Source organism: Acidithrix ferrooxidans (assembly GCF_000949295.1).
GTDB classification, from domain to species: domain Bacteria; phylum Actinomycetota; class Acidimicrobiia; order Acidimicrobiales; family Acidimicrobiaceae; genus Acidithrix; species Acidithrix ferrooxidans.
This window is the reverse complement of the sequence record NZ_JXYS01000078.1, coordinates 1-24,834: the sequence shown is the minus strand read 5'-3', so window position 1 is coordinate 24,834 and position 24,834 is coordinate 1. Positions and strand designations below refer to the sequence as shown.

Below are 24,834 nucleotides of genomic sequence, written 5' to 3'. Positions count from 1 at the left end.
GGCATTGCCTCGAACATAGAACTAGATCAAGTGATCCACTGTTCGCAATAACGGATAGCGACCATCGGCAAATGAAAACGTCCAATCGATGCGTGACCACTTCAATCAAACAATCGATCAACTGAATAATCCATAAAGGACGAGCCTTGGACAGTGCTATAGCTCTTGGAATCTAAAACATTAAACCATCTGAGCCGAGTAACGCTCAAATTCCCAAGCCTCAAAACACACGAATCCTTTCGGCGAACAGCCTCCAGCCACCAAGGGCTTAACCTAAATTAATTGAAATCGAACTCAAATCTCCGGCTATGCTTGTTAACTCCGGGCGCTTAGCTCAGCTGGTTAGAGCGCAGCCTTCACACGGCTGAGGTCGGGGGTTCGAGTCCCTTAGCGCCCACCAAAGTATCCGTATGAGAACCCTGCACCTCAGCGATGCCGCTTGATGCTACGCTAGAACCGCCCGTCGGGATTTCCCGGTAGGCGGTATTTTTTATGTCAAGAGTGCGATGAACGCTCGCTGGAATGAGGCGTGAGAGCAAAGTGTCGAAGGGCTCGTTGTAGTCAACTCGGACAGTTTGCTCTCGTGTCTCGTCATCTTCATCGATGTAGATCCTGGCAAAGAACGCCTGATTGAAGAGCCTCCTGGTGCTGTCGTTGGCTTCCAGGTAGGCGGTATGACAGTCTCGAGTCAGATCCAGCGTGTCGGCCAATACTGCTCGTGCTTGCTCGAAGTTCGCATCGAGGCTAGCAAACTGATCTTCAATTCGTGCGATCTGACCAGCAATCCGGTCCTGTTCGATCTTCAGTAGATCAAGTGGAATTGCTCCGGCGTAGTGAGCATCGAGCAGCTTCTGACGTTGGGCGGTTAGCTCAATGCGCTGGTTGTCCATCTGTTTTCGCTCGGTTGCGGAACCGGCCTGTAAGGTGTCGACGTCCTCCAAGACAAGCTCTTCGATGCTGTCTCGCAACGCTGGCGAGAGTGCAATAGTGCGGTACTCGTCCTCAATGATTTCCTCGACCATCTCCGCTGACATCGCCTGTCGTTGACAGTCGGTGACCCTTCTCGCTCGACCAGAGCAGACAAGGTAGAGGTATTCGGTGCCCCATCTATTACGGGCTGTTGTGATCATTAGCCGAGAACCACAGGACCCGCAAAATACACTTCCTCGCAAGTAGTGGTTGTTGGTTCGCTGATGTGTTCCGGCGGTGTTGTGGGCACTGAGTAGGTCCTGGACCTGCTGCCATGTCTGTGGATCAACCAGGGGTTCATGGAGTCCGGGGTAGGTGATATTCCGGTAACGGATCTCTCCCTTGTAATACGGATTGCGGAGCAATTTATGGAGGCCGGTAATTGTCAACGGCTTGGATGGCCACTTGGGTGTTGCTCGTGTGGTAAGCCCACGAGCTGTCAGTTCATCGAGCAGCGTCCGAAGCGTTGGATCACCTTCGGAGTATCGAAAGAACGCCCAGGTGATCAAGTGCGCTCGCTCGGTATCGATCTCAACAGTTCGGTTGACTCGTCCGAGCGCATCGTTGACATGGATGTTTCTGTAGCCAAGTGGCGCTCGGGAAACTGTGCCACCGACGCTCGCCTTCTGGACCAGTCCTTTAGTGACCTCGTTGGCGAGGTTGCGGGAGTAGAACTCGGCGATGCTACTCATGATGCCGTGCATGAGCATCCCCGATGGGGTCTCGTCGATGTTCTCGCTGGTGCTGACCAGTGTAACTCCCGCTTGCTTCAAGGCGAAGTGGATAGCGACGTCATCAGCTCGGGACCGAGCGAGACGGTCGAGTTTGTGGACGATGCAGTAATCCACGTGATATTCCCGAACATAGGACAACATGCGCTGGAGTTCAGGCCGCTTGGCCGCTGAGGTACCGGATTCTCCCGCATCGACGAATTCCTCAATTACGAGCGCATCCAGCGACGCAGCTTTTCGGGTGTTAGCTTCACGCTGGGCAGGAATAGAGAACCCTTCCTCTCGTCCGCCACGCTTGGCTTGGTCGGCGGTGGAGACGCGCAGGTAAATGATTGCAGTCTTTGAAGGTGCAGCACCCAATACTCCCAGTATGGCAGAATCGCTTGACATGGGCACTCCGTTCCTATTCGTTTTCTGTCTTACGGGCGTTTTGCTGCACTTTGGTGGCAGGGCCGGGTGATTTGTCGACGACGGCAGTGACTACGGGCTTGCCTAAGAACCCAGCGATTGCCGCACTGCGAGCCGCTGCTTCTCGCTCCAGCTCATCACGAGCCTGTTGAGCACGAGCGATGATCTCGGGATCATCCTGGGCTGAGGCGATGCGAGTTTCAATGGCTTGGCGGATCTCGTCGGTAATGCTGGTTTCTCGCAACTGGGCGATGAATCGCAATTGCGCGTGCAAAGTTTCCTCGACGCGAATTGCAAGGGTCTTGGTATGTCGTTCTTGCTTGTTTGGATCATCCATGCCCTCATAGGGCTTTGCTTGTGATCCTTGTTGTTCTACTTCTTTCATGTGTAAACCTCCTTTCGGTTAGTTGTTGAGTGATATCGCTCCCGGGGTCGTTTGGCTCAGGAGCTTCAGACATTGACGCTCTCTCTGGTTGAGAAGTCAAGTCGGAAATGGCTCTATGAACTGGGCAAAGACGGATCAGGAGCTCTCAGAGGGAAGGGCGGCCACAACCTCCAGATACTCCCCTGTGGTGCAGACCAGAAACAGAGCCGGGTCAAGGCCCGCCGTTGCCGCCACGGCAGCCCGAATGGCCCCCGCTCGGGCAGATCCAGGGACCACCCAGAGAACGGCGGGGAAAAGGCCGTGTGTCGCCTGGTAGCGCCCCGTTGCCCGAAAGGCTTCATACGCAGCGCACTGGCGCATAATTACCGGCATGTGTTCGCTTGCCATATCAACCTCGATGAACCAGTGGTGCTCGTAGTCGTCAGAAGCAGTGACCAGACGAAGATCTGGCTTGAGCGTTAGCGCCGTGCCAAATCTCGAAAGTGATTGTTGCCAGCTGGCGGGTTCGGCTTGGACTTCGAGCACTTCTAAGTCACCCTGACGCCCAGATTCGATAGTCCTCACGGCCAGTTCGGATATGGCCAGAGTGTGCTCGACGAAGTGCCGAGATGGTTCTCGGTAATTGCGTCGTCCGGAAATGACGGGAGGGTCAAGGCTCTGGAGTATTCGTTCACCGGCCGGACCGACGTACCAGACGAATCCCGCTGATCCAGCTCTGGCTCCACCGATACGGCGTTCGAGCGCCTTGAGCACAAGAGCGTTCCGAAGCCGTGACAGTGTTCGAATGCAAGCACGCGCTGATGCTGTCGGTGTTGGATGGACGGGATCGAAGTGGAGTCGCTGGATGTGCTTGGTGGAAAGCAGCCGGAACTCTTCCACGTTACGAAGCAGCTTGTAATCCCGCTCGGTCAGGCGGTCTTTCAGGGTGTCGAGATCCGAGCGCGTCATGTCGGACCTCCTGTCACTCGCTTAGCTTCCCGTCGTCCCTCGTGACCCCGCAATGCGGGGTCAGTCCCCTCCCGCCAAGGGCGGAACTTGGCCAACGACCTGCATGAGTAAAAGACACTTGAGGGTCGTGGCACGACGACCGAGATGACGTTGACAAACCCTCGACCTCTGTTCCTCTTCTCTAATAGGGTTGGGCAGGTTGGCAAGAGATAGGTCATATGCGTCTCCTCTTTCGTCCCAGCTCATCCCCGTCTGCCACCTTTGGATACGGTCTGACCGTCGAAGTTGGTGGGGGTTGAGGGATAGGGCTTGCATATCGATTGTGGCTACGGTTACGAACTTCTTCCCCGAGACCGGTTGGCTGCGGCGGTGGAAGCGTTCGGATCAGTGCCCATCCGGATGGAGCACCACCGGCGGTCAGGTTCGCATATGCCTGATATTGACCAAGGCTGAGGAAGTCGACTGCTTGGAGACTGGGAGCCTGCTTTGCAACAGCGGTTGCGTCGTCAGGATCAAGGAGCTGGAAGATGACCTTGGACTTTGCATTCGTATCGATCGCCGCCCGAGTCGAAGCGGGGAGTTGAGCTCGATGTTGATGGGCAAGATGCCAGCCGACACCGTTGGACCGGGAACGACTTAGGGCGTCGTCAATTGAGACTGGCAGGTGCAAGTACTGCTGCACCTCATCAATTACCACGGTCGCCGGACGGCTGGATGGATCAACTTCGCTCGCACGCTCCATCGTTGCCGACCACGTCTCAGCCACGATCAGGGAACCGAGTAGCTGGGCTGTGATAGGGCCGATGAGTGCTTCATTGAGTGGAACGAGCACGACCTTGTTGTCTTTGAACATATCCCGAACGCGGAACGGAGGATCGGCCTGGCCAAGGATGGCTCGCAAACTCGACCTGAGTAGGTACTGACGTAGCTTGTTCATCGGTGCAGCGATCGCTTGTGCTTGTGCGCCGGGAGACATGGCCAGATAACCGGACCAAAACGATGCGAGACCGGGGTCGTCCATAACCTCTCCGATGATTCCACGTCGAAACCTCTCGTCCGCTAGAAGCCGAGGGAGATCAATCAGCGTGAAGGGCGACTTGCGAGTAGCACCAACCCTGGCGAGTGTGAGAAGTGCAGAGTGGATGATGTCCTCGGTGCGAGGTCCCCAGCCGTCGTGGAATACTTGCCTGAGAACCGCTACCAACCCATCGACGACAACGTCAGGATCTCGGTTTCCAACGTTGAGTGGATTGAAGCCGACCACCTTTCCGGTCTTCGCTTCGGCTGGATCGATAATCACAATATCGTCGATCCTCGCTCGAGGTATAGCCCGCTCGACTATGTCACGTATCAGCTGCCACTTCGGATCGATCACCAGTACCGCACGCCCAGCCGCTATGTCGGCGGCGATGAGGTTGAGCAGGACTGTCGACTTACCAACGCCAGTCGGACCCATCGCCAGCAGGTGTGACGTGATATCCCGAGCAGCGATTCCTATAGGCGCTCTAGGTCCCGGGCCTCCGGGAACGGCGAAGAGCCGCTCGGATCTGTTGACCTTCTCAGGCACTCGCAGCGGGCGAGGATGGAGAGGAGCGACGCCCGGCAGGTCGTAATCTCCTAATGGCCAGCCCAGCAGGCCCGTCAGCTCGGTAGCTCCGAGATGCAGATTCCAGTGCCTCGGTAACTGAGGGGTATTGAGCCGAACTGGTGGCTCGATGATCAGATCCATGTAGGTGCCTCGATCTATGGCCGTCGACAAGGCTCCGAGCACGCCGATGACCAGCTGTTGTCTGCGCCCTCGCTCCTTCGCTGCCACCCCGATGCGAAGTACGGCTGAGAAACCGTGCTGACCGGATCTTGTGTCAACTTGGTCTCGTACAGCCTTGCCCGCCGAGCGCTCGCCGATCGTCAACACCTGCCACCACGGTTGGGTAGGATCGGCAATCTCCTTCGGCAGATGCTTCGGTGTCATTCGTGGACCGAGCACGACCTGAACCACTAAACGTTCCGCCGCCTCTAGCCGCGCATACAAGGCAGAGAGCAGGCTCAAGCTCGTCACCTCAGCACGCCCGGCTGCCAGGGCAAACGCCCGTGGACGCATTCTCACTCTGACCGAGCGGTTCACAGCAAGACGCGGTTGATCGATGCCGTCGATATCCAGCTCCGGAAGTAGGTGTCGCAGCGTGCGCTGCACCCATACAACGTGTTCTGCTGGCGTGCCGACCAGATGCTGGATGAGTTGGCCATGCTCGCTGCGAACCTCGAAGACCAGCGGCGGTGCGGCCCTGTCGGCGGCCATTCGAAGCAGCATTGCATTGACTTGATCGACCTCCAGCGGACGAGGCAGATGCAACTGGGAAAACACCCAGCTGCTGCCGGGATTGGTGGAGCGAGAGCGATTATGAAGCCTCATCTCGATCACTTTCGTCGCCGATGCCACCCTGGCGATAGTTATTCCTAACCTTCGTTGCCTCCGCCTGTGCTTGAGCCTCGACCTCGGCTCGAGCGAGCGCCAGTCCGATGAATGCCCGCGAGAGTTTCTTGGCATCTGGAGTGCCCCGTCGCACGCCACGCACCCGTAAGGCCCGCTCTTCCTGGCGCTTCCAGTTGGTCTTGCGCTTCCTATGCCTCGGCATGACGACCTCCGCCTTGGTGACCCACGTCGGAAGGGACCGGGTAGCCGGGAATGACAATATCGGCATCGACCTCATCTCCCCACACACTCCAGTTGGCGCTTGAGCGTGGACGTCGCCGGGCGAACAGCTCGAGGTAGGGGCCGTCGCTGACCCGCTCGATGACTGCGTACTGCTCCTCTGGCTTATGTGAGTGTTCCTGCAGCGGAGCAAACATCCACGTCGGCTGCGCGCGAAAGTTGACCGGAGCATGTCCTCGTGTACCGAGGATAAGGTGTTCGGTTGCGTTCCGAAGATACTGACCCAAGCCGATCCGTGGCTTGATCCAGGTCAAAGGCGACCGAGGAGTAAAGCCCCATGACTCCATGACGTCATAACCGGCGCGTAAAGTAGCGTTGGTGACCCATAGCCAGCAGTGGGCATCGGTAGCAGCTAGGTCAGCTACTGGCATAGCTTGAATCTCATCCAGCGTCATAAGTTTGTAGTGCGACGCCGCTCCGAGTGCACCCTTTTGCTGAACGTCCCACGGCGGGTCGGCCAAGATGGTCTTGAACGGCTGCCGGGACTCCGGGCCGCTCCTTGAGAAAAAGTTTTGTGTTACCATTAAAAAGCTCCTTTCTGCCCGAGTTTTCGATTGCCGTCGAAAGCACGGGATTTTGATTAGGTTGATGTAGAAGTCCACCGAGAATTGCGAGGAGCATCCCCGGGGTGATTACAGCTAAAAACATCTCGGGGATCATTTGCAATAGCAGAGGTCGGCGACGCGACTACCGATAAGACGTTCGAAGCGACGCCGAGTACCTCTTGCAATTCATGCGATATATGGTCTCGTAATGTTCACCAATAGTGGCATTGTGGAATAAACAACGTTCTTCCGATTACCAACGATTTATGCGATTTCTCCGCCAGAGCAGACTTGTGATGAAACCCAGGACGACGAGCCCTCCGACCACGGCGACGATACCGACCAACGCTGCCGCAATCGATTCGATGAGCCTCACCGCTACGTAGATCGCCACCGCTACCGCAAGCAGCGTGAAGCAGATACCGATGAGCCGGTCTAACATTCCCGACTACTCCTCATACCTGGGCCAGGACCGCAGGGGATCGAGTAAGATTCCTGCGAGACGGCTGGACCAGCTTATGGATATCAGTAGCTGCAGCAGAGTTGGCGAGCTTGCTTGTCGCATGGGACAGTGAGCTGACCGTCTTGTTCATTGTGTCGACCACATTGCGTGTGACGATGACATCACCCTTGACTATCCGGCGCTGGTCGATTGACCTGAGACCGCTGTTTGCTGCTGCCGTCACGTAAGACCACCTGCTCTACGTGCGGCTTCGCGCATAGCCGACAACGTCTGCGCCGTGAGCTGCTCAAGACGCGTGTCAACGGACAAACGCTCAGCGAAGATATCGAAGGTGCGACGATACTGGCGCCAAGCCAAGAGCGCCCAGACACCGGCGCCCGAGAGCGCCAGTGCCAAGACGGCAATGCCCAGCGCTACCAGCGCGGTCACCTGATTCGGTGCAGGTCGCGCCGCAAGTCGGACAGCAGTTCTGCACAGCCGAGCATGTGGTCGTCGGCAATGAAAGCGAGACGCTGAGCAGCATCGGGTGCAATCATCTCCAGCTGACGCTGTGCCTGGGAAACCCGTGTGATTTGCTGCATGGCGTTGCCAGTAGCCATCGTCAAGTTCTCAACCTTCGCAAGTGTCACGTCGGTTGCATTATCGACCTGGCTGGTTCGGATCTGCGTTCCGAGGCGACCCCGTGAGATCTCACGCCCAAAACGACGTGCATCCCTGGCGAGCGCACCACCACCTCCGTTGTATGTGGCCAGCTCGCTCATACGATCACCACCCCGTAGTTGATAGCCTTCATAGTGTCTTTGCTCCTTTCTCCAATTAATCCGAGTGGGTTGCGATGACACCGTGGGTGGTCCGTTACAGCGGGCCATCCACCCCTCATCGCTGGTATTCGGCCATATTGCTCAACCGAATATCCTTGAGGTTAGAGCTGGCTTTGCATTGGAGATATGCGCACGAACAGAGTTGGAGTAGGAATTGGAGTCGCAATCGAAGTCGGTCCGGTCCTCGTATCGATGGGTTGAACCATCGGCGTGGGATCCCAAGCAGGCTTACAACGTTCTCCAAGATCTTGTCTATTTACACAAAGACGCTGGCTTTTCCCCAACTCGTATTGCCAGAGCCAATCTCGTTCGTCAACTTCTTGGCGGGGACAACGAATCGTATGAGGTGTTGCTGGAACGCTTCATATCGGCCATTGAGTCGCTTCGTGATCCGCAGCCCGAGATACTGCTCGATGTCTTCGGGCTTGCCCCCGAGACCGAAGACATGACGTATCTCAAGGATCGGCGCCGACACTACGGCGACAAGCACGGCATCAAGGTTGAAGCTGTCGCCGACCGAGAAGAAACAGCTCTGGATAGCCTGCGTAAGCAACTCGTCACGGGTTGGTATCCCAAGTCCCCAACCGGATTTTCGGTGCCGCAGTCTCACAACGGCTTTGTCCAGCAGGCCGCCCGTATTTTGACGGTGGTCCGCAACCGTGCCTGGCAGGAGAATAGGGAGTGGCATCAACTTATTGCTGCGTTCGACGAAGCTGACTTCATCTCGATCAGCAGTTCCTACCCTGGGCGGCCGATTCCCGAAGGGGACTTCACGGTCAAAACTGAACGCATCGGAGAGAGCTTTACTCATCAGTTCTGGTACAAGGAGCCGATGAGGCGAGGCGAGACCTACGACCTTAAATTTCGGCTCCTAGCTGATCCAGACCTTGGCACCCCGGGTGCGCTCACCGAGCAGAGTCAGGCCTTTCACGAGCCCACCCGGTTCGCCTCATTCGGAGCAGTGTTCATCGGCGATCGGCCAGACACCATCTGGAGCTACCGTGGACTCACGTACTTTGAACGACCCGGAACTCCCCACATCGGTAAGACCCTCGAGTTTGGCGACGAGCGGGGTGTCAATGTTGAGTTCCACGATTTATACGGTGGACTTTATAGCGGTATTGCCTGGGAATGGTGAGTGCTTGTCGAAGATTGGAATGAAGTTGGATGTTGGTGCCTCATGAACACGCAAATTAAGGACAAGTTAGTTGCTTCGATTTTGATTTGAGTGTCCAATATTTCCTCGTAATGCATTCTGTAACAGGCGGTCAGTAGTGTTGTATTCAGATTCTTGGATTTTGCATACAATGTTATAATAAGGAGAATTATGCAAAAATCAAGGCGCCAGTTTGAGGGATTACGAAAGGAATATCACTGATGGCGGGCCAACCTCGCAAGACTGCGACGAAGCCAGCCAAGACGCTCGAACAGCGCCTGTGGGATACTGCGGACGCACTTCGAGGCAACCAGGAGCCGAGCGAGTACAAACATATCGTTCTCGGATTAGTCTTCCTCAAGTACATTTCCGATCGGTTTGAGGTACGTCGCCAGGCTATCGAAACGAGCCTGAGCGATCCCGACTCCGCTGATTTCATTCCTAACCCCGAGAGGCGCTCTCGGCTCATCGAGGATCGTGACGAGTACACAAGCCACAACGTTTTCTGGGTTCCGGCCGACGCTCGCTGGCAGCACATTCAGGACCGAGCCAAGCTCCCAATTATTGGTCAGGACATTGATGCGGCGATGGATCTAATTGAGAAGGAGAATCCGTCGATTCGAGGTGTCTTGCCCCGCAACTATGGCCGCGAAGGCCTTGACAAGGGACGTCTTGGCCAGCTCGTCGACCTTATCGGATCGATTGGATTCACCGAGTCCGATGACCACGGCTCTGACGATGTGCTAGGCCGAGTGTATGAGTACTTCCTAGGGCAGTTTGCTGGCAAGGAGACCGGCAAGGACGCCGGAGCATTTTACACCCCGAGGTCCATTGTTAAGACATTGGTCGAGATGTTGGAGCCCTATCACGGTCGTGTCTATGACCCTGCTTGTGGCTCGGGAGGAATGTTCGTGCAGTCCGCCGAGTTCGTGAAAGCTCACGGCGGCAAGCGCACTGATATTTCGATTTATGGGCAGGAGTTCACCGACACCACCTGGAAGCTGGCCAAGATGAACCTTGCGCTTAGAGGCATCGAGGCCGACTTGGGTGATCACTCCGATGACTCCTTCGCTAATGACTTACACCCAGATCTGCGGGCAGACTTTGTCATCGCAAATCCACCTTTCAACGTCAGCAATTGGTGGGATGCCAAACTTGCAGATGACCCACGTTGGAAGTACGGCACTCCACCTGAAGGTAACGCCAACTTCGCTTGGGTGCAGCACTTCATTTATCACTTGTCGCCGAAAGGTACCGCTGGCTTCGTCCTTGCAAATGGTTCGCTGTCGAGCAAGACCAGCGGCGAGGGAGACATCCGCCGCAAGCTCGTCGAGGCCGACCTGGTTGACTGCATCGTGGCGATGCCCGACAGGCTGTTCTTCAATACTGGTATTCCCGTCAGCCTGTGGTTCGTCAGCAAGGATCGCCACGGCAACGGACACCGCAGTCGTCAGGGCGAGGTGCTTTTTATTGATGCCCGCAAGCTTGGGAAAATGGAGAGTCGCCGACTAAGGGTGCTTACTGACGAAGACATCGCCAAAATTTCTAACGTATACCATGCCTGGCGTCACCACGATGGCACATACGAGGACGTAGCCGGTTTCACGAAGTCTGCCAATCTAGATGAGATTAAGCATCATGACTTTGTCCTCACACCGGGCCGGTACGTCGGCGCCGAGGAGGCCGAGGTCGACGACGAACCGATTGATGAAAAGATTGCTCGACTCAAAAAGGAGCTGTTTGCTGAGTTTGAGGAAGGGCGACGGCTCGAAGAAGTTGTTCGGGAGCGACTCGGAGAGTTGCTGCTGTGAATTGGAGGAGCGTATCACTGGGACAGGCTGGCACCATTGTTGGCGGAGGCACACCTTCCACAGCTAATAGCAAGCACTTTGGCGATGGATATCCATGGATCACGCCAAAAGATCTATCGAGGCAGCGCTCTCGATTTGTGAGGACTGGAGAGCGAAGCATCACAGATTCCGGGCTAAGAGCATCATCGGCAAAGTTGCTTCCTACTGGCACGGTCATCTTGTCAAGTCGAGCACCAATTGGGTTGACGGCTATTGCAGCTGTTCCTCTAACGACTAATCAGGGCTGCCGTAGTTTCGTTCCAGGTGATGAGGTTGATACCCTATTTATGTACTACCTACTTGGGTCAATGAAAGATGAGTTTGAGAGGCGGGCCAACGGCTCAACTTTCAAGGAAATATCTGGCTCTACTCTTTCGGCAATTGAAGTACTACTCCCTCCACTCGAAGAGCAGCGCGGTATTGCGGCCACGTTGGGAGCGCTGGACGACAAGATTGAGTCGAATCGACGGGCTTACTCGTTGCTTCGGGAGCTTGGTATGGCGAGATTCGAGTACGTCATAAGTCGCGGGAACGAGCGTCGATTACCTCTTTCTGATGTCTCGATATCAATTGCGCGCGGTATCGCACCGAACTACGCCGATGACGATCCTCTAGCACCGCTCGTGCTGAATCAGAGGTGCGTTCGCGACGGACGGATTTCGCTTGGCCCAGCGAGACGGATGGTCGACCGACAGGTGGCGATCGCTAAGAAGGCTTCAAGTGGAGACATTCTCGTAAACTCAACTGGTACCGGGACGCTTGGCCGTGTTGGTCGCTGGCACAAGGGGAGCATCTTTGTTGACGGCCACGTGTCCGTGGTCAAGCCAAACAGCGACGTAGTTCCCCCTACCGTTCTCGCATACGCGCTGTTCGGTCGAGAGATGGATATCGAGGGCCTTGCGACAGGGAGCACAGGACAGACGGAATTGAGTCCAACGATGCTTGGCTCCCTGAAGGTCGCACTTCCTTCTGTCGATTTTGCAACTGAACTCGAGGGGGATCTCTTTGCGCTCGAGAGGAGATCCGTGCAGCTTGAGCACGAGATCCTTCTATTAGGGCAAATTAGAGATGCACTACTTCCGGAGCTGCTCTCCGGACGGATTCGAGTGTCGGAGGCGGTGGCATGAATACCGAATGGGCTCTCAACCAGCTCCAGGACTTCATTAGTGCAACGGAAGTTCATCATGTACGGGCGCCGTCTGGAGTTATAAGTGTAGGGACCTATAAGACCGCAGAGTCAGAGGTTGAGGTCGTCAAAAAGGCACAGATTGTCGAGCAGATACTAAATCGGGCGATCCCGGGTTGGCGTTCACTCGAAGTCGATACTCGTCGGAAGAAGTGGGCACTCCATCATGAGGTAGCGCTACGGGCAAAAGAGTCACTGCTTAGACAGGAGGAGCTCCAAAAGAATCTTGGCGAGAATGCTCCCGAAATATCAGCAGCAAAACTTCACCCATGGGTCTGGAATGGTGCCTCCTCGCTTTGGCAATCGGGCCACTATAGGTCTGCGGTTGAAGATGCTGCGAAGAAGGTCAATGCGGAGACACAGAACAAGGTCGGACGCAGGGATGTCAGCGAGAAGAACCTATTCCAGGAAGCTTTTAGTACTGATGCTCCAATCACCGGGAAGTCTCGTCTGCGTCGCATGACGAATGATGGCAGCGACACCTATAGGTCAGTCCAGCGTGGCGCTATGGCACTTGCCGAAGGGATCTATTCAGGCATCCGGAATCCATTCAACCACGAAGATCCAAAGGACATTGACGAACAGGTTGCACTTGAGTATCTAGCGGCGCTTAGCGTTCTTGCTCGGTGGGTGGACGAGGCGATCGTGGAGGCCACGCCTTGAACCTACTCAACGAATCAACCGTCGAAACGGCGGCACTGGAGTACCTGCGAGAGCTTGGATACTCGACAGAGTTCGGCCCTGAGATTGCTCCTGACACACAGTTCGCAGAACGGTCTTCCTGGAGTCAGGTTTATCTATATGAACGCCTTCGTGAAGCGATGATACGGCTTAATAAGGGCATCGATCCCGCGTCCGTCGATGAGGCGGTCAAGCGACTGGAGCGCGCAGAGTCCCAAAATGCGGTGACAGAGAACAAGCGTGTCCACGAGTTGATGCGTGATGGAGTGCCACTTGAGCGCAGGACGACTGATGGTCAGTTGCGTACGGATCGCATTCACCTAATTGATTTTGATCACACAAGCAACAACGAATGGCTTGCTGTCAACCAGTTCACGATCATCGAAGGCAAGAATCGTCGGCCCGATGTACTGGTGTTTTTGAATGGCATTCCGGTAGCTCTCTTCGAATTGAAGAACCTCGCTGACGAACACGCCACCTTGAGGAACGCCTGGAACCAGGTGCAGACATACCGTTCCGATATTCCGTCGATCTTTACTCCGAACGTGGTCACAGTTATCAGTGATGGCACGAGTGCCGCTATGAGTAGCTTCACAGGTGCCTTCGAGCACTATGCGCCGTGGAAAACAATGGATGGCCGTGAGGTAGTTACTAACCGACCAGCACTCGAGGTTCTTGTAAAAGGTGTCTTTGATCAGAAGCGTTTCCTGGATATCTTGCAGAACTTCGTAGTGTTCAGCGACGAAGGTAAGGGGCTGGTCAAACGAGTAGCCAAGTACCACCAATATTGGGCGGTGAACGCAGCCGTCGAATCCACGGTTGAGGCAGCGGGACCGAATGGTGATCGACGTGGTGGAGTAGTCTGGCATACCCAGGGATCAGGCAAGAGCTTCGAGATGGTGTTCTTCGCTGCGAAGCTCATGCGTGACCCCAGGATGAACAATCCCACACTTGTCTTTATTACGGACCGAAACGATCTCGATGATCAGCTCTTTGGTGAGGTGTTTGCTCCGGCCGAGATCCTGCCAGAGAAGCCGGTTAGGGCTGATAGTCGGATTGAACTCCGCCAGCTTCTTCGTCGTGCCTCGGGAGGAATCCTATTCACGACGCTCCAGAAGTTTGCACCAGAAGTTGGTGGCGACACGAATCCTGTTCTAACCGACCGCCGGAACGTGGTGGTCGTAGCAGATGAGGCGCATCGCTCACAGTATGGCTTTACTGAGACGCTTGGAGCGGACGGCACGTTGAAATCAGGCTTGGCCAAGCACTTACGCGACGCCCTACCGAATGCCACCTATCTCGGCTTCACCGGCACACCGATTGAGTCCGCTGACAAGTCCACCCGCTCGGTCTTCGGTGACTACATCGATGTCTACGACCTGACACGAGCGGTTGAGGACGGTGCGACCGTCAAGATCTACTACGAGTCCCGACTTGCCAAGGTCTCTCTTAATGACGACGCTCATGCGGATATCGACGCTCTGGCCGATGAGATAACAGAGGAGGTCGAGGAGTCCGATGCGATTCGTGCCAAGTCACGGTGGTCCAGGGTGGAAGCCATTGTCGGTGCCAGCGAGCGTCTGGATCTGATCGCTGCAGACATAGTCGATCATTGGGAAAAGCGCCGAGCAGAATTGTTTGGCAAGGCCATGATTGTCGCAATGAGTCGTCGCATCGCCGTCGAGCTCTATGACAGAATCGTGAAACTAAGACCAGATTGGCACAGTGACGACCCGAAGGCTGGAAAGATCAAGGTCGTCATGACCGGCTCCGCAGCTGATCCAACTCCATTCCAACGTCACCTCTACGATAAGAAAACCCGCACCGAACTGAAGAGCCGTGCCAAGGATCCCGACGATCCATTGGAGATCGTTATCGTCAGAGATATGTGGCTCACCGGGTTTGACTCCCCAGCCTTGCACACGATGTACGTTGACAAGCCCATGCAGGGAGCAGGTCTGATGCAGGCGATTGCTCGGGTGAACCGGACCTTCCGTGACAAGCCAGGTGGCCTGATCGTCGACTACATCGGCGTTGCCACCAATCTCCGCAAAGCACTTGCCGAGTATTCTCCTTCCGATCAAGATCAGGCTGGCGTCCCTATCGAAGAGATGGTGGCTGTCATGCTGGAGAAACACGACGTCGTTCGTGCCATTCTGTACGGCTGTCCGTTCGACTCTTCGCCGTTGCTTTCGGCCTCCGAGCGGCTTGGTCAGCATGCATCGGTTCTCGACTTCGTGATGGCGGATCCCGATCGGACAAGTCGCTTCCTCGACCAGGTACTTGCTCTTACCCGTGCCTTCGCTCTGTGCGGGGCACGTGACGAAGCAGTAGCGATCCGCAACGACATTCGCCTCTTTGCTGACGTTCGGGCAGCAATTATCAAGATTCAGAACCCTGATTCCGGGAGGGCGGGTAGCGGAGGCGTGGAGATCGATACCGCAATCTCCCAGCTCGTGAACGAGGCGGTGTCTGCCGACGAGGTCATCGATATTTATAAGCTCGCTGGTGTCGACACTCCTGACCTGTCCATCTTGAGTGACGAGTTTTTGGACTCGCTCGCTGGCAAGGAGAAGCCCAACCTCCAGATGGGACTGCTTCGCCGTCTCATCAACGACCAGATTCGCACCATTCAGCGGAGCAACCTTGTCCAGGCACGCAAATTCTCGGAGCAACTCGATGAGGCGATCAATCGCTACACTAATCGAGCACTCTCGACCGCAGAGATCATTGCCGAGCTCGTCAAGCTCGCCAAGGAGATGCGCGACCAGAATACCCGCCATGAGCAGCTCGGACTAAGCGTTGCCGAGGCAGCTTTTTATGACGCCATTGTCCAGAACGACTCGGCCGTCCTCACCATGGGAGACGAGGTCCTCAAAAAGATCGCTGTTGACTTAGTCACTCAGGTTCAGAGCAGCATCACGATCGACTGGAACTTCAAAGCTTCAGTCAAGGCCGAGATGCGGGCCAAAGTTAGGCGCCTCCTCGCGAAATACGATTACCCACCCGATCTTGAAGAGAAGGCTGTGGAGCTTGTACTGCAGCAGGCTGAGCTATTCGCTTCTTCGGAGGCCACGTCATGACCGCGCTTGAAGACAAACTTAGTGGTTGGACTGGCCCGTCCAGTGACACCGAGCAGGAGAAGCAGGACCGCACCGAGCGCATGATCCGTGAGGCTGTTCGGAATCATGCCGAATTCGCAAACTGCTCCCTGAAGGTGTACGCGAAAGGGTCCTACGCGAACAACACGAACGTCCGCTCAGATAGCGATGTAGATATAGCCGTCCAATGCACCAACGCCCTCTACTGGAATGAAGTGACGCCAGGCGTGAAGCCTGTTGGCACGCCTTACACGGGTCCTTGGACACCGGCCAGATTGCGATCCGAACTCAAGACAGCGCTAGAAGCGAAATTTCCGGGGCAAGTTGACTCTTCTGGATCAACCGCCTTTACAATCAAATCAGGCAGTGCTCGAGTAGACGCAGATGTCGTACCGTGCTTTGACCACCGTTATTACTTCAGTCCGGATAACTTCCTGGAAGGCACCAAGGTCTTCAAGACTGACAACAGTTCGCTACTAAATTATCCCGATCAACAGAAAGCGAACGGTAACTTAAAGAATCAACGGACCAACCAGCGTTACAAGAAGGCCGTGCGCATCATGAAGCGCCTCGAGAATGCAATGGTAACTGCTGGTGTGCATCGGGAGGTGCCGTCGTTCTTCGTCGAATGCCTGGTCTATAACATCCCTGACGCTGTGCTGAACCTATCGACCTGGACCGAACTTGTTCGGGGGACCCTTGGTCACATCTACAACCAGCTGGAGGGGTCTGAGTCGATCGCCGTCGATGGGAGGTGGCGCGAGGTAAACGAGTGCAAGTACCTGTTCGATGCTTCACAGAAGTGGACTCGGTCCGATGGCAGGGACTTCGCGCTTGCGGGATGGAACTACTTGGGATACAAGTCATGAGCCGTTCAATCTTTGTCAAAATCGTCGCCGTCGTCGTTCTATGCGTATTCTCCGCCGGGACATGGATTACCAGCGGAAAGCTGAACGTCACTTGGCTTCAGTACTTCTCCGCCTCGGTCTTCCTCGCTACGACTCTGCTTGCCATATGGGACCTCTTTTTGTGGCGCACAATACCGGCACAACTCTTGCCTGGAGTGCCGCGGAGTATTCGTGGTACGTGGAAGGGAACGGTAGCTTCGCTTTGGGATGACCCTCAGACTGGTGAGAGACCGTCACCAGTAGAGGTATATCTCGTCGTCCGGCAGACCTTCAAGAGCGTCTCTGTCAACTTAATGTCAAAGGAATCCACTTCGTCCTCTTCTTTGGCCCAAGTTGTCGATGCCGACGGCACCGCCGCCCTCAGCTACCTGTACTTGAACCAGCCTCGAACGGTCGTCAGGGAGAGGAGCTCGATTCATCATGGCTCTGCAATATTGGAGGTTGCGAGAAAGCCTGCCTGTCGACTGTCTGGTCGATATTGGACTGACCGAGACAGCAGGGGCGAGTTGAAGTTCGAACAACGATGTCACCGGATTGCCGACGACTTTGCAGAAGCAGCTAGCTACTTTTCGGCTCTGGAATCTCAAACCCTAACGTTAGATAAAAATGTTCTAACAAGCAAGTCCGTCCCATCGGTGGATCATCAGGAGGAAGGCCACTCGTGAGACCTATAAAACTTACAGCGCAAAACTTCTATGGAGTTACGGACAGGTCTGTGTTCGGAATGTTGAAACAGCAAGCGAAACACATTTGCTCGAGTATTTGTAAGTCAAATATCGACTTGGCGGCTATTCAAAAACTGACGCCCATGATGTTGACCCGCTACAAGTCATCGGGCCAAGGTCCACCACTCTTGTTCGCACCCTATCGGGCAGAGGCGTTTGTCGCTGTTTGTATAAAGGATACTCATGACGACTGAGGTCGACACAGCAGTGCCCAAGGAACTAGTAAGTCGACGTACACGCGAAGCTGTCCGTGATACCATGAGTGGCACGACCCTTCGCGAGATTGATCAGATGTGGCAGGACGAACTTTTTCACGCTGCGACAGATCCCGAGCCTGTTGGTGGACAAAGAGTTACTCGATTCCAGGGTTACCTCAACCAAGTTGACTGGACCAATTTTAGCCAGGTTACTAGAGCCCTGCGTGTCTTTGAGGAAGCAATACAGCCTTTGTTTTCTCCGCCCGAGGGTTTTACTCAGGGAGGCGACGTTACGATACTCCGGCTGCGTAAACTATTCCAGCGTGATGGATATCTAATAGATGAAAACGGGCACATTAGAAGGGAGAGTCAGGTTGTTATCGCCAGCAACGTTCTGGCAAATCTGACTGATGCCTCTGCCATACACGAACATTTAGACCGTATTGCTAGTGCTGTGGAGCGAGATGATCCTGCGCAAGCAATCGGCTCAGCGAAGGAACTAATCGAGAGTACCGCAAAGCTTGTTTTACGCGAGCGGAACGAACCATACTCTGACGCAGATGATCTACCGGCCCTGGTCATGAAAGCGCAGCAATCTCTTTCTGTGCATCCTTCCGGACGTTCACCCGGCCCCGATGGTTCGAATGCGGTTAAGAAGATTCTTGGTGCAGCAATGACCGTGACGTCAGGTGTAGCCGAGCTACGCAACCGCGGCTACGGCACTGGTCATGGCTCTGCCACCGCGCCCTCCTGGTTGAAAGCACGTCACGCTCGGCTCGCAGTGAACGCTTCGAAACTTTGGTGCGAGTTCATGCTTGATACGTTGATCGATCCTAGTGCGCCATGGCGGACGAAATCGATAGCTCCAGCGTTGCTCCAAGATATGAATCTCGAAACAGGTGCGGAAAGGTCATGAAACTGCGACAGATGACAATCAAGAATTTTCGCTTACGTAAAGGGATTTCTATAGGGCTCGATTTGATTACTACTCTGATTGGTCCGAAGGATAGTGGCAAATCGACAGTATTGAGAGCGCTCGATTGGTTCTTCAATGGCAAGGTTGGCCAACTCAGCGAGTCGGACTGTTCGTTCGGGTTGACGATAGAGGAAATCGAAGTCACATTCTCTGATTTGTCAGAAACTGATCGCTATGAGTTAGTGAAATATACCCCACAAGGTTTAACAACGCGTCACTTGCTGATGAGAAGTGAGGTTAAGTAACGATGTCAGAGTCTGAAGCAGCAGAAGCGGAGAGAGTCATCGCGGTTTACCCGCGTGTTCGACTCGCAGAGTGGGCCAACTTGAGCGATGAGTGGGTCCGTCTGATCGTTGCCGAGGCAGCTTTTTATGACGCCATCGTCCAGAATGATGCAGCCATCCTAACCATGGGTGACGACACACTCAAGAAGATCGCCGCTGACCTGGTCACACAGGTTCAGAATAGCATCACGATTGACTGGAACTTCAAGGCCTCAGTGAAGGCCGAGATGCGAGCGAAGGTCAGGCGTCTCCTTGCGAAATACGACTACTCGCCAGATCTCGAGGAGAAGGGTGTGGAGCTTGTGCTTCAGCAGGCAAAGCTGTTTACTGCGAATGGGAAGGAGGAGTCATGAAGGTCGCGTTCGTTCACGTCAGCGGCTTTCGCTTGTTAGACGATGCTATTATCTCGCTTGAAGGCGACACGACCATCATCGTCGGACGGAATAATAGTGGAAAAACTTCGCTCGTTGAAGCGTTCTACAAATTCCTTGGGACCGACAAGGTCTCGTTCACGCTGGATGACTTCAACCTTAAGAGTCTTGCGGAATTTCGGAGTGCTGCCGAATTGTGGCGGCAGGCAGAGCAAGCTCGTGTTGATGGCAATTCAGTGGACGCAGAGCAACTTGAGAGTGATGCCATTACGCTCTTGCCGAATATCCGCCTCGACGTCGAATTTGTCTATGATGAGGCGGAGTCACTCGCCCCGATTAGCGATCTCATCTTGGATCTCGATCCCGACAGGCATGACGTTTTGCTTTCATGTCGCTACGTGGCGACAAGGCCCTTGGAATTTCTAAAAGCTTATAGCGAGTCGGGTTTCGAAGACATCGTTGATTTTTTACGAAAGAGGATGCACGCATTTTTTGATCGCGAATTCCTAGCAATCGATAAGGCCGATCCGACGAACCTTCGAACTGTTAACTCCGCGCAAGCAAAAGCGGCCGTACTTTGCGATTTCATCTACGCCCAAAACCTCTTCGATGACACCTCTTCAGATACAGGACACGGCTTGTCGAAGGGATTCGAGAGCTACTACCGTGCTATCGCAAACCCTGACGGTACAATCGAGAGTCTGGAAGCTGCTCTCGTAGATGTCGCCTCGAAGCTCGACAGTGAGTACACGACACTGTTCGCTGACGTCTTTGGGGACCTGAAGCACTTTGGAGCTGGCCGCATGCCTAGTCTCCAGGAGATAAGGATTGTGTCGGAGTTCAGTGCTGCCAATCTTCTCAACGGCAGCACCAGAGTCATGTATGCCCACGAATCAGGTACCGATCTCCCCGAAGCACACAACGGCCTCGGCTTCAGTAAGTTGATCTTTATCATCTTGCAGTTTGTATCGTTTTTTGAAGCGTACAAGAAGCGGCAACCGCGTTCAGGCGTTCAGCTGCTCTTTCTTGAGGAGCCTGAGGCACATCTTCACCCCCAGATGCAGACTGTGTTCATCAAAAATGTGAGTGACTACCTGAAGCTAAAGCCCGAATGGAACGTTCAACTCGTTATTACCACCCACTCATCGCACGTCGTTGCGGAGAGTGGATTCTCCTGCCTGCGCTACTTCGACACTACAAGCAATAGCCTCAAGATCAAGGATCTCAGCACGTTCCGCACGGATCTTGAGGTAAGCGATGAGACGACTCTCAAGTTCTTGCAGCAATACATGGCGCTGCAACGGTGTGACTTGTTCTTCGCCGATAAGGCTATTTTCGTTGAAGGTACAGTCGAGAGACTCGTTCTACCCAAGTTGATCAAGAAGTCTGCTCCTGCCCTCCAGCACGAGTACATCTCTGTGATCGAAGTCGGCGGCGCCTACGCAGTAAAGTTCAAGAAGTTGATCGAGTTCCTTGGTATACCGACGCTTGTGATTACAGACATCGACTCCGCAGATCCAAAAGGTCGCCACCCAAAGACTCGTACCGACACGACTGGGGCGATCACAACTAACGTCACCCTGAAGGAGTGGCTACCTCAGTCCACTATGGTAGCCGATCTGTTGGCGAAGGCCGACGCCGACAAGATTTCAGGTGCGGTTCGCGTTGCATATCAAGTACCAGAGGTAGCTGGTTCTGGAACGGGGCGTAGCTTCGAGGAAGCTTTCATACTCGCGAACGCCGATCAACTAGCTAATGCCACTAGTCTCGCCTCAAAGCGTATCTTCACCGGCGACGATGGCAAATCGCTTTCCGCTGATGCCATTCGTGCTGACGCATACGAGATCGCAGGCCGCATAGATAGCAAGTCAGACTTTGCTTTCGACATTCTGACACTTGAGGACTGGATCACTCCTCGATACATTGAGGAGGGGCTCAAGTGGTTAGTACCTCCGATAGAGTAATCGAGTGTCTAGAAACCAAACAAAGCTTCATCGTTGAGGCTGGCGCTGGATCGGGAAAGACTCGCACGCTCGTCGAAGCGTTAGCCCACCTGTTAGCCGTCGAGGCGGGGCGGCTGCTGAGCGGAAATCAGCAGATCGTCTGCATTACCTATACGAACGTCGCAGCCAACGAGATCATGTCTCGAATCAATAGAGACCCGCTTGTTCGCGTCTCGACCATTCATGAATTCCTTTGGTCCGTCGTGCGCGGCTTTCAAGCCGAACTTCGGACGGCGATCGTCAAAACAAATGATGCCGCTGGGTCGAGACGCATTGAGAACCTCGACCTCACCGACACCCCGATTGACTACTGGCAGTACCCACGCAAATGGGAAGACGGCAAGATCAGTCACGACGACGTCGTAGCCCTTTCGGCCGCCTTGTTCGACGAATATCCGAAGCTAGTCAGACTGGTAGCTGATCGTTACCCGATCATCTTCGTCGACGAGTACCAAGATACCCACCAGTCAACAATCAAACTGCTCCTCGATAACATGCTTGCCGGGAATTCGGAACGCCTGACCGTCGGACTCTTCGGCGACCATATGCAGCGCATCTACAACACGGGTGTGGGCAAGGTCGAACGGACTGAACTTCGTATTATCCAGAAGACGGAGAACTACCGATGTTCAATAGCGGTAATCGAATTACTCAATAAACTTCGACCCGAGTTGCAGCAGGTACCTGGCGACACAAACGTACAAGGGAGCGTGCGATTCGTGTACGCAAACTCCGGAGTCAGAAACCCAGTTGCGAAGATACGTGTTAAGCTTCGCGCTGAAGGTTGGACTGAGCAGAACGAGAAGGTTCTCATGCTCACTCGCAAGAGCATTGCAAGCGACCTTGAATGGCGTGATCTACTCGCCGCGTACGAACAGCGGTCGGGCTTTAGCGTTGATGATCTTATGCGCCGTGACGACGAGTTTGGCGAACTCTTCACCAACATTGAGGCAATGGCCAGCGCATTTAACTCTGGGCGGTACGGAGTTTTTCTTGCCCTTCGAGCTGGCAGTAGTGGTCGTATTACCCATCACTCTGATAAGAAGATGGCCGCTGAAATGATTGCTCGTCTAAATAAACTCCGATCATCAGCAACCGTGGGGGAAGTGGCTGACTACGTCTGGAGCGAAGGTCTGCTGCGGAAACCGCGACGTGTCGTATCGCTTGAGGAGCGAATTGCGAACGGCGATAACCCAGATCGCGCCGAGCGAGACAACGCGTTCCTTTCGGCCCTTAGGGCAGTTCCGTTTGCTCAAGTGACGAGCTTCGAACGCTACCTAAACTCGGAAACACCATTCTCAACGAATCATGGCGTCAAAGGTGAAGAATATGAGAACGTGCTTGTCATACTGGATGACACCCTTTGGAATCAGTACAAGTTCGAGGCGGTACTAGCTAGAGACACTAGCAAGACGCAGTACCAACGGAGCTTGAACCTTCTGTACGTGTCGTGTTCTCGTGCGAAGCGCAACCTTCACGTACTTGTTGTCTCGCCATTATCGAAATCCGCAATTGACGGTGCAAAGCGGATCTTTGGCGGTGAGAATGTCAGTGAACTCGCGAACATGTAGATGAGATTCCCCGAACGAACGGAGCCGCCATACAAAGTGCCCACTTTATGGGGAGGTAGACAAGGTCTTTACGTCAACTATCTTGGCACAAAGGACCCTCCTAAGCAATCATACAATGCAAGATAGCAAGGTTAAGCTAGATCATTTGATTGCACTATTCCGAATGACGGTATACGGTTGTTTTTGTGGATCCCTTGCTTTTACTCCACGCTTTCGCAGGTGACTACCAACTGAGTCTGCCGAGAAACCGACCTGCTGTCCGACTTTGCTCATCGACAAACCTGATTCATAGAGTCGCACTATCTCGTCGACAGTCTCTTCTGTAGGCGGTTGCAGGCGTATGATAACGCCCTGCTGTTTAAGGTGGTTCGAGGCGGTCCGGCGGTCAATCGCAAACTCTGAGGCCAACTCGTACACCGTTGCGCCGGATTCGTATTGCTCAACCAGTCGGGCGAGTTGCGTGTCGCTTAGCCGCTTCGCTCGCTTGGGATGCACCCGACCGACTCGTTTACAGCCGATCCTGGTCAGGTCGAGTTGACGATAGGCATTTATCGCACGGCAAAGAGCAGACGGGGTCGAGTTCGAGAAGAGTCTGGCGAGGACCACCAAAGTATCCGTATGAGAACCCTGCACCTTTTCGGTGCCGGTCAACGTGTCGCTCAAACCGCCTATCAGAATGTCCCTGGGGGCGGTTTTTTCTATGTCAAGAGTGCGATGAACGCTCGCTGGAATGAGGCGTGAGAGCAAAGTGTCGAAGGGCTCGCTGTAGTCAACTCGGACGGTCTGCTCGCGTGTCTCTTCATCCACATCGATGTAGATCTTGGCGAAGAATGCCTGATTGAAAAGTCGCCTGGTGTTGTCACCCGCTTCCAGGTACGCAGTATGGCAGTCTCGAGTCAGATCGAGCGTGTCGGCCAATACTGCTCGTACTTGCCCGAAGTTCGCATCGAGGCTAGCAAACTGATCTTCAATTCGTGCCAATCGACTTGCTATCCGATCTTGTTCGCTCTTTAGCCTGGATCCACCGAAAATTTAGCCGATCGACTTTGATTTAGACATAGAAAAGGTTTTCTGAACTGGTAGAATGATGTTTGAAGACACTTCAAATCCATCAGTTCAAGGAGCACCTTTTAGATGCAAGCATCTACTAGTGCTTTAGAGTGTTTGATAGTCACCTTTGACGATTCGAACGCAGTTTCCAACAGTGGGTTAATACTCCCTATCACCCTTGCTGAGAGACTTGGCCTTAGGGATCTCTTTGATTTACACATTGACCTAGAGGATCGTCCTGGACGAGCAAATGTTGGCAGAAAAGCTATGGCTATCGTCGCATCTATCTTGGCCGGTGGTGATTGCATTGATGACACTGCAATCCTTGAAAGCCCAAAAGCGCAAGTTATCCTTGGTCAGATAATGCCAGCACCATCTAGGTTTGGTGTCTTCTTGCGTAGTTTTGAGACCAGTGACATCGCAGATGTTGAACGAGTTGCAGCTTTGTTGCTAAAACGAGCCTGGCTAGCTGGAGCAGGTCCAGGTGATGAGTCACTCACCATTGATGTTGATTCCACGATATGTCAGGTATATGGAAACAAAAAAGAAGGAGCTGGATTTGGTTATACCAAAGTAAGGGGGTATCACCCACACCTAGCAGCAGTTGGTAAAACAGGTGACATTCTTGGAATAGTGACTCGTGAAGGCAACGCCAATACCGCTCGTGGTGCCGGGGAGTTTGTAACTCAGGTAATCAACAATGCCAGAGCCGCTGGAGCAACTGGTGAAATAACCATGCGTTTTGACTCTGGGTTCTTCTCAAGAGCCGTTAGAGACACAGCCAGCCAAGGC

22 protein-coding genes, 1 tRNA gene and 2 pseudogenes are annotated in these 24,834 nt (G+C 54.2%); 15 read left to right on the top strand and 10 right to left on the bottom strand.

All coding sequences use genetic code 11. The features are described 5' to 3' along the window. Window positions 1-323: 323 nt before the first annotated feature. Window positions 324-400: transfer RNA gene (locus AXFE_RS12005), tRNA-Val, on the top strand. Here the strand turns inward: AXFE_RS12005 and AXFE_RS21530 are convergent. From AXFE_RS21530 to AXFE_RS11985, 3 genes are all read right to left on the bottom strand, one after another. Continuing rightward, on the bottom strand, window positions 357-2,090 hold the full coding sequence (locus AXFE_RS21530; RefSeq protein ID WP_082058715.1) for a recombinase family protein: 1,734 nt from the start codon (window positions 2,088-2,090) through the stop codon (window positions 357-359). The genes AXFE_RS12005 and AXFE_RS21530 overlap by 44 nt on opposite strands. 13 nt (window positions 2,091-2,103) lie before the next feature. Then, window positions 2,104-2,493: a hypothetical protein gene (locus AXFE_RS20475; protein ID WP_200891275.1), complete on the bottom strand. Its 390-nt coding sequence runs from the start codon at window positions 2,491-2,493 to the stop codon at window positions 2,104-2,106. A 135-nt stretch (window positions 2,494-2,628) separates the two neighbouring features. Then, window positions 2,629-3,372: a replication-relaxation family protein gene (locus AXFE_RS11985; RefSeq protein ID WP_235347811.1), complete on the bottom strand. Its 744-nt coding sequence runs from the start codon at window positions 3,370-3,372 to the stop codon at window positions 2,629-2,631. Here AXFE_RS11985 and AXFE_RS20805 point away from each other — a divergent pair. Further along, the gene (locus tag AXFE_RS20805) at window positions 3,310-3,486 is read left to right on the top strand and encodes a hypothetical protein (protein ID WP_235347812.1); all 177 of its coding nucleotides are present in this window, start codon (window positions 3,310-3,312) and stop codon (window positions 3,484-3,486) included. The genes AXFE_RS11985 and AXFE_RS20805 overlap by 63 nt on opposite strands. A 169-nt stretch (window positions 3,487-3,655) precedes the next feature. On the opposite strand, the gene AXFE_RS11980 is transcribed toward AXFE_RS20805, so the two are convergent. The 6 genes from AXFE_RS11980 to AXFE_RS11950 all read right to left on the bottom strand — a co-directional run bounded on the left by AXFE_RS11980 (window position 3,656) and on the right by AXFE_RS11950 (window position 8,031). Beyond that, window positions 3,656-5,854, bottom strand: a complete 2,199-nt coding sequence (locus AXFE_RS11980; protein WP_052606200.1) for a type IV secretion system DNA-binding domain-containing protein — start codon at window positions 5,852-5,854, stop codon at window positions 3,656-3,658. Then, window positions 5,841-6,077: a hypothetical protein gene (locus AXFE_RS11975; protein WP_052606199.1), complete on the bottom strand. Its 237-nt coding sequence runs from the start codon at window positions 6,075-6,077 to the stop codon at window positions 5,841-5,843. Before AXFE_RS11975 ends, AXFE_RS11980 begins: the two co-directional genes overlap by 14 nt. Beyond that, window positions 6,064-6,678, bottom strand: a complete 615-nt coding sequence (locus tag AXFE_RS11970) for an MT-A70 family methyltransferase (protein ID WP_052606198.1) — start codon at window positions 6,676-6,678, stop codon at window positions 6,064-6,066. The genes AXFE_RS11975 and AXFE_RS11970 overlap by 14 nt, the downstream gene beginning before the upstream one ends. Before the next feature lie 274 nt (window positions 6,679-6,952). Next, complete coding sequence (locus AXFE_RS11965) at window positions 6,953-7,141, bottom strand: hypothetical protein (protein ID WP_052606197.1); 189 nt, start codon at window positions 7,139-7,141, stop codon at window positions 6,953-6,955. Between the two features lie 240 nt (window positions 7,142-7,381). Beyond that, a complete protein-coding gene (locus AXFE_RS20800; protein ID WP_235347805.1) occupies window positions 7,382-7,519 on the bottom strand; it encodes a hypothetical protein in 138 nt (45 codons plus the stop codon). Window positions 7,520-7,587: 68 nt separating this feature from the next. Further along, window positions 7,588-8,031, bottom strand: a complete 444-nt coding sequence (locus AXFE_RS11950) for a hypothetical protein (RefSeq protein ID WP_152626064.1) — start codon at window positions 8,029-8,031, stop codon at window positions 7,588-7,590. Window positions 8,032-8,137: 106 nt separating this feature from the next. On the opposite strand from AXFE_RS11950, the gene AXFE_RS11945 reads away from it, so the two are divergent. The 12 genes and pseudogenes from AXFE_RS11945 (at window position 8,138) to AXFE_RS11885 (ending at window position 22,992) form a co-directional block, all read left to right on the top strand. After that, window positions 8,138-9,121 carry a hypothetical protein gene (locus tag AXFE_RS11945; RefSeq protein WP_052606193.1) on the top strand — a complete coding sequence of 328 codons (984 nt, stop codon included), beginning with the start codon at window positions 8,138-8,140 and terminating at the stop codon, window positions 9,119-9,121. Between the two features lie 239 nt (window positions 9,122-9,360). After that, a complete protein-coding gene (locus AXFE_RS11940) occupies window positions 9,361-10,950 on the top strand; it encodes a class I SAM-dependent DNA methyltransferase (protein ID WP_052606192.1) in 1,590 nt (529 codons plus the stop codon). Further along, window positions 10,947-12,116, top strand: a complete 1,170-nt coding sequence (locus AXFE_RS11935; RefSeq protein ID WP_052606191.1) for a restriction endonuclease subunit S — start codon at window positions 10,947-10,949, stop codon at window positions 12,114-12,116. Before AXFE_RS11940 ends, AXFE_RS11935 begins: the two co-directional genes overlap by 4 nt. Beyond that, complete coding sequence (locus AXFE_RS11930) at window positions 12,113-12,838, top strand: TIGR02391 family protein (protein WP_052606190.1); 726 nt, start codon at window positions 12,113-12,115, stop codon at window positions 12,836-12,838. Before AXFE_RS11935 ends, AXFE_RS11930 begins: the two co-directional genes overlap by 4 nt. Further along, complete coding sequence (locus AXFE_RS11925) at window positions 12,835-15,939, top strand: type I restriction endonuclease subunit R (protein WP_052606188.1); 3,105 nt, start codon at window positions 12,835-12,837, stop codon at window positions 15,937-15,939. Before AXFE_RS11930 ends, AXFE_RS11925 begins: the two co-directional genes overlap by 4 nt. After that, window positions 15,936-16,826 (top strand): nucleotidyltransferase domain-containing protein, encoded by an 891-nt coding sequence (locus tag AXFE_RS11920; protein ID WP_052606186.1) that lies wholly within the window; start codon window positions 15,936-15,938, stop codon window positions 16,824-16,826. Before AXFE_RS11925 ends, AXFE_RS11920 begins: the two co-directional genes overlap by 4 nt. Then, window positions 16,823-17,530, top strand: coding sequence for a Cap15 family cyclic dinucleotide receptor domain-containing protein (locus AXFE_RS11915; protein WP_052606184.1), 708 nt, complete (start codon window positions 16,823-16,825; stop codon window positions 17,528-17,530). The genes AXFE_RS11920 and AXFE_RS11915 overlap by 4 nt, the downstream gene beginning before the upstream one ends. A 243-nt stretch (window positions 17,531-17,773) precedes the next feature. Further along, entirely contained in the window at window positions 17,774-18,703 is a 930-nt protein-coding gene (locus AXFE_RS11905) for an abortive infection family protein (protein WP_052606181.1), read from the top strand. Continuing rightward, a pseudogene (locus AXFE_RS21525) lies at window positions 18,700-18,975 on the top strand (AAA family ATPase); the annotation flags it as partial. The gene AXFE_RS11905 and the pseudogene AXFE_RS21525, both read left to right, overlap by 4 nt. A gap of 134 nt (window positions 18,976-19,109) precedes the next feature. After that, window positions 19,110-19,400 (top strand): annotated as a pseudogene (locus AXFE_RS11895) (type I restriction enzyme endonuclease domain-containing protein); the annotation flags it as partial. Beyond that, window positions 19,397-21,382, top strand: a complete 1,986-nt coding sequence (locus AXFE_RS11890) for an ATP-dependent nuclease (RefSeq protein WP_052606176.1) — start codon at window positions 19,397-19,399, stop codon at window positions 21,380-21,382. The pseudogene AXFE_RS11895 and the gene AXFE_RS11890, both read left to right, overlap by 4 nt. Further along, window positions 21,358-22,992 carry a UvrD-helicase domain-containing protein gene (locus tag AXFE_RS11885; RefSeq protein ID WP_052606174.1) on the top strand — a complete coding sequence of 545 codons (1,635 nt, stop codon included), beginning with the start codon at window positions 21,358-21,360 and terminating at the stop codon, window positions 22,990-22,992. Before AXFE_RS11890 ends, AXFE_RS11885 begins: the two co-directional genes overlap by 25 nt. A gap of 141 nt (window positions 22,993-23,133) precedes the next feature. On the opposite strand, the gene AXFE_RS11880 is transcribed toward AXFE_RS11885, so the two are convergent. Further along, on the bottom strand, window positions 23,134-23,973 hold the full coding sequence (locus tag AXFE_RS11880) for a helix-turn-helix domain-containing protein (RefSeq protein ID WP_052606172.1): 840 nt from the start codon (window positions 23,971-23,973) through the stop codon (window positions 23,134-23,136). Between the two features lie 153 nt (window positions 23,974-24,126). Between AXFE_RS11880 and AXFE_RS11875 the strand changes: the two genes are divergently transcribed. Continuing rightward, window positions 24,127-24,834 (top strand): transposase (locus tag AXFE_RS11875; protein ID WP_152626063.1); only part of this gene is annotated, 708 nt, incomplete at its 3' end.

What these genes read in the sequence shown, in the direction of transcription:
- AXFE_RS21530 (WP_082058715.1), bottom strand. Translation starts at nt 2,090, where the DNA reads ATGTCAAGCGATTCTGCCATACTGGGAGTATTGGGTGCTGCACCTTCA.
- AXFE_RS20475 (WP_200891275.1), bottom strand. Translation starts at nt 2,493, where the DNA reads ATGAAAGAAGTAGAACAACAAGGATCACAAGCAAAGCCCTATGAGGGC.
- AXFE_RS20805 (WP_235347812.1), top strand. Translation starts at nt 3,310, where the DNA reads ATGGACGGGATCGAAGTGGAGTCGCTGGATGTGCTTGGTGGAAAGCAG.
- AXFE_RS11980 (WP_052606200.1), bottom strand. Translation starts at nt 5,854, where the DNA reads ATGAGGCTTCATAATCGCTCTCGCTCCACCAATCCCGGCAGCAGCTGG.
- AXFE_RS11975 (WP_052606199.1), bottom strand. Translation starts at nt 6,077, where the DNA reads ATGCCGAGGCATAGGAAGCGCAAGACCAACTGGAAGCGCCAGGAAGAG.
- AXFE_RS11970 (WP_052606198.1), bottom strand. Translation starts at nt 6,678, where the DNA reads ATGGTAACACAAAACTTTTTCTCAAGGAGCGGCCCGGAGTCCCGGCAG.
- AXFE_RS11965 (WP_052606197.1), bottom strand. Translation starts at nt 7,141, where the DNA reads ATGTTAGACCGGCTCATCGGTATCTGCTTCACGCTGCTTGCGGTAGCG.
- AXFE_RS11950 (WP_152626064.1), bottom strand. Translation starts at nt 8,031, where the DNA reads ATGGCCCGCTGTAACGGACCACCCACGGTGTCATCGCAACCCACTCGG.
- AXFE_RS11940 (WP_052606192.1), top strand. Translation starts at nt 9,361, where the DNA reads ATGGCGGGCCAACCTCGCAAGACTGCGACGAAGCCAGCCAAGACGCTC.
- AXFE_RS11930 (WP_052606190.1), top strand. Translation starts at nt 12,113, where the DNA reads ATGAATACCGAATGGGCTCTCAACCAGCTCCAGGACTTCATTAGTGCA.
- AXFE_RS11920 (WP_052606186.1), top strand. Translation starts at nt 15,936, where the DNA reads ATGACCGCGCTTGAAGACAAACTTAGTGGTTGGACTGGCCCGTCCAGT.
- AXFE_RS11915 (WP_052606184.1), top strand. Translation starts at nt 16,823, where the DNA reads ATGAGCCGTTCAATCTTTGTCAAAATCGTCGCCGTCGTCGTTCTATGC.
- AXFE_RS11905 (WP_052606181.1), top strand. Translation starts at nt 17,774, where the DNA reads ATGACGACTGAGGTCGACACAGCAGTGCCCAAGGAACTAGTAAGTCGA.
- AXFE_RS11890 (WP_052606176.1), top strand. Translation starts at nt 19,397, where the DNA reads ATGAAGGTCGCGTTCGTTCACGTCAGCGGCTTTCGCTTGTTAGACGAT.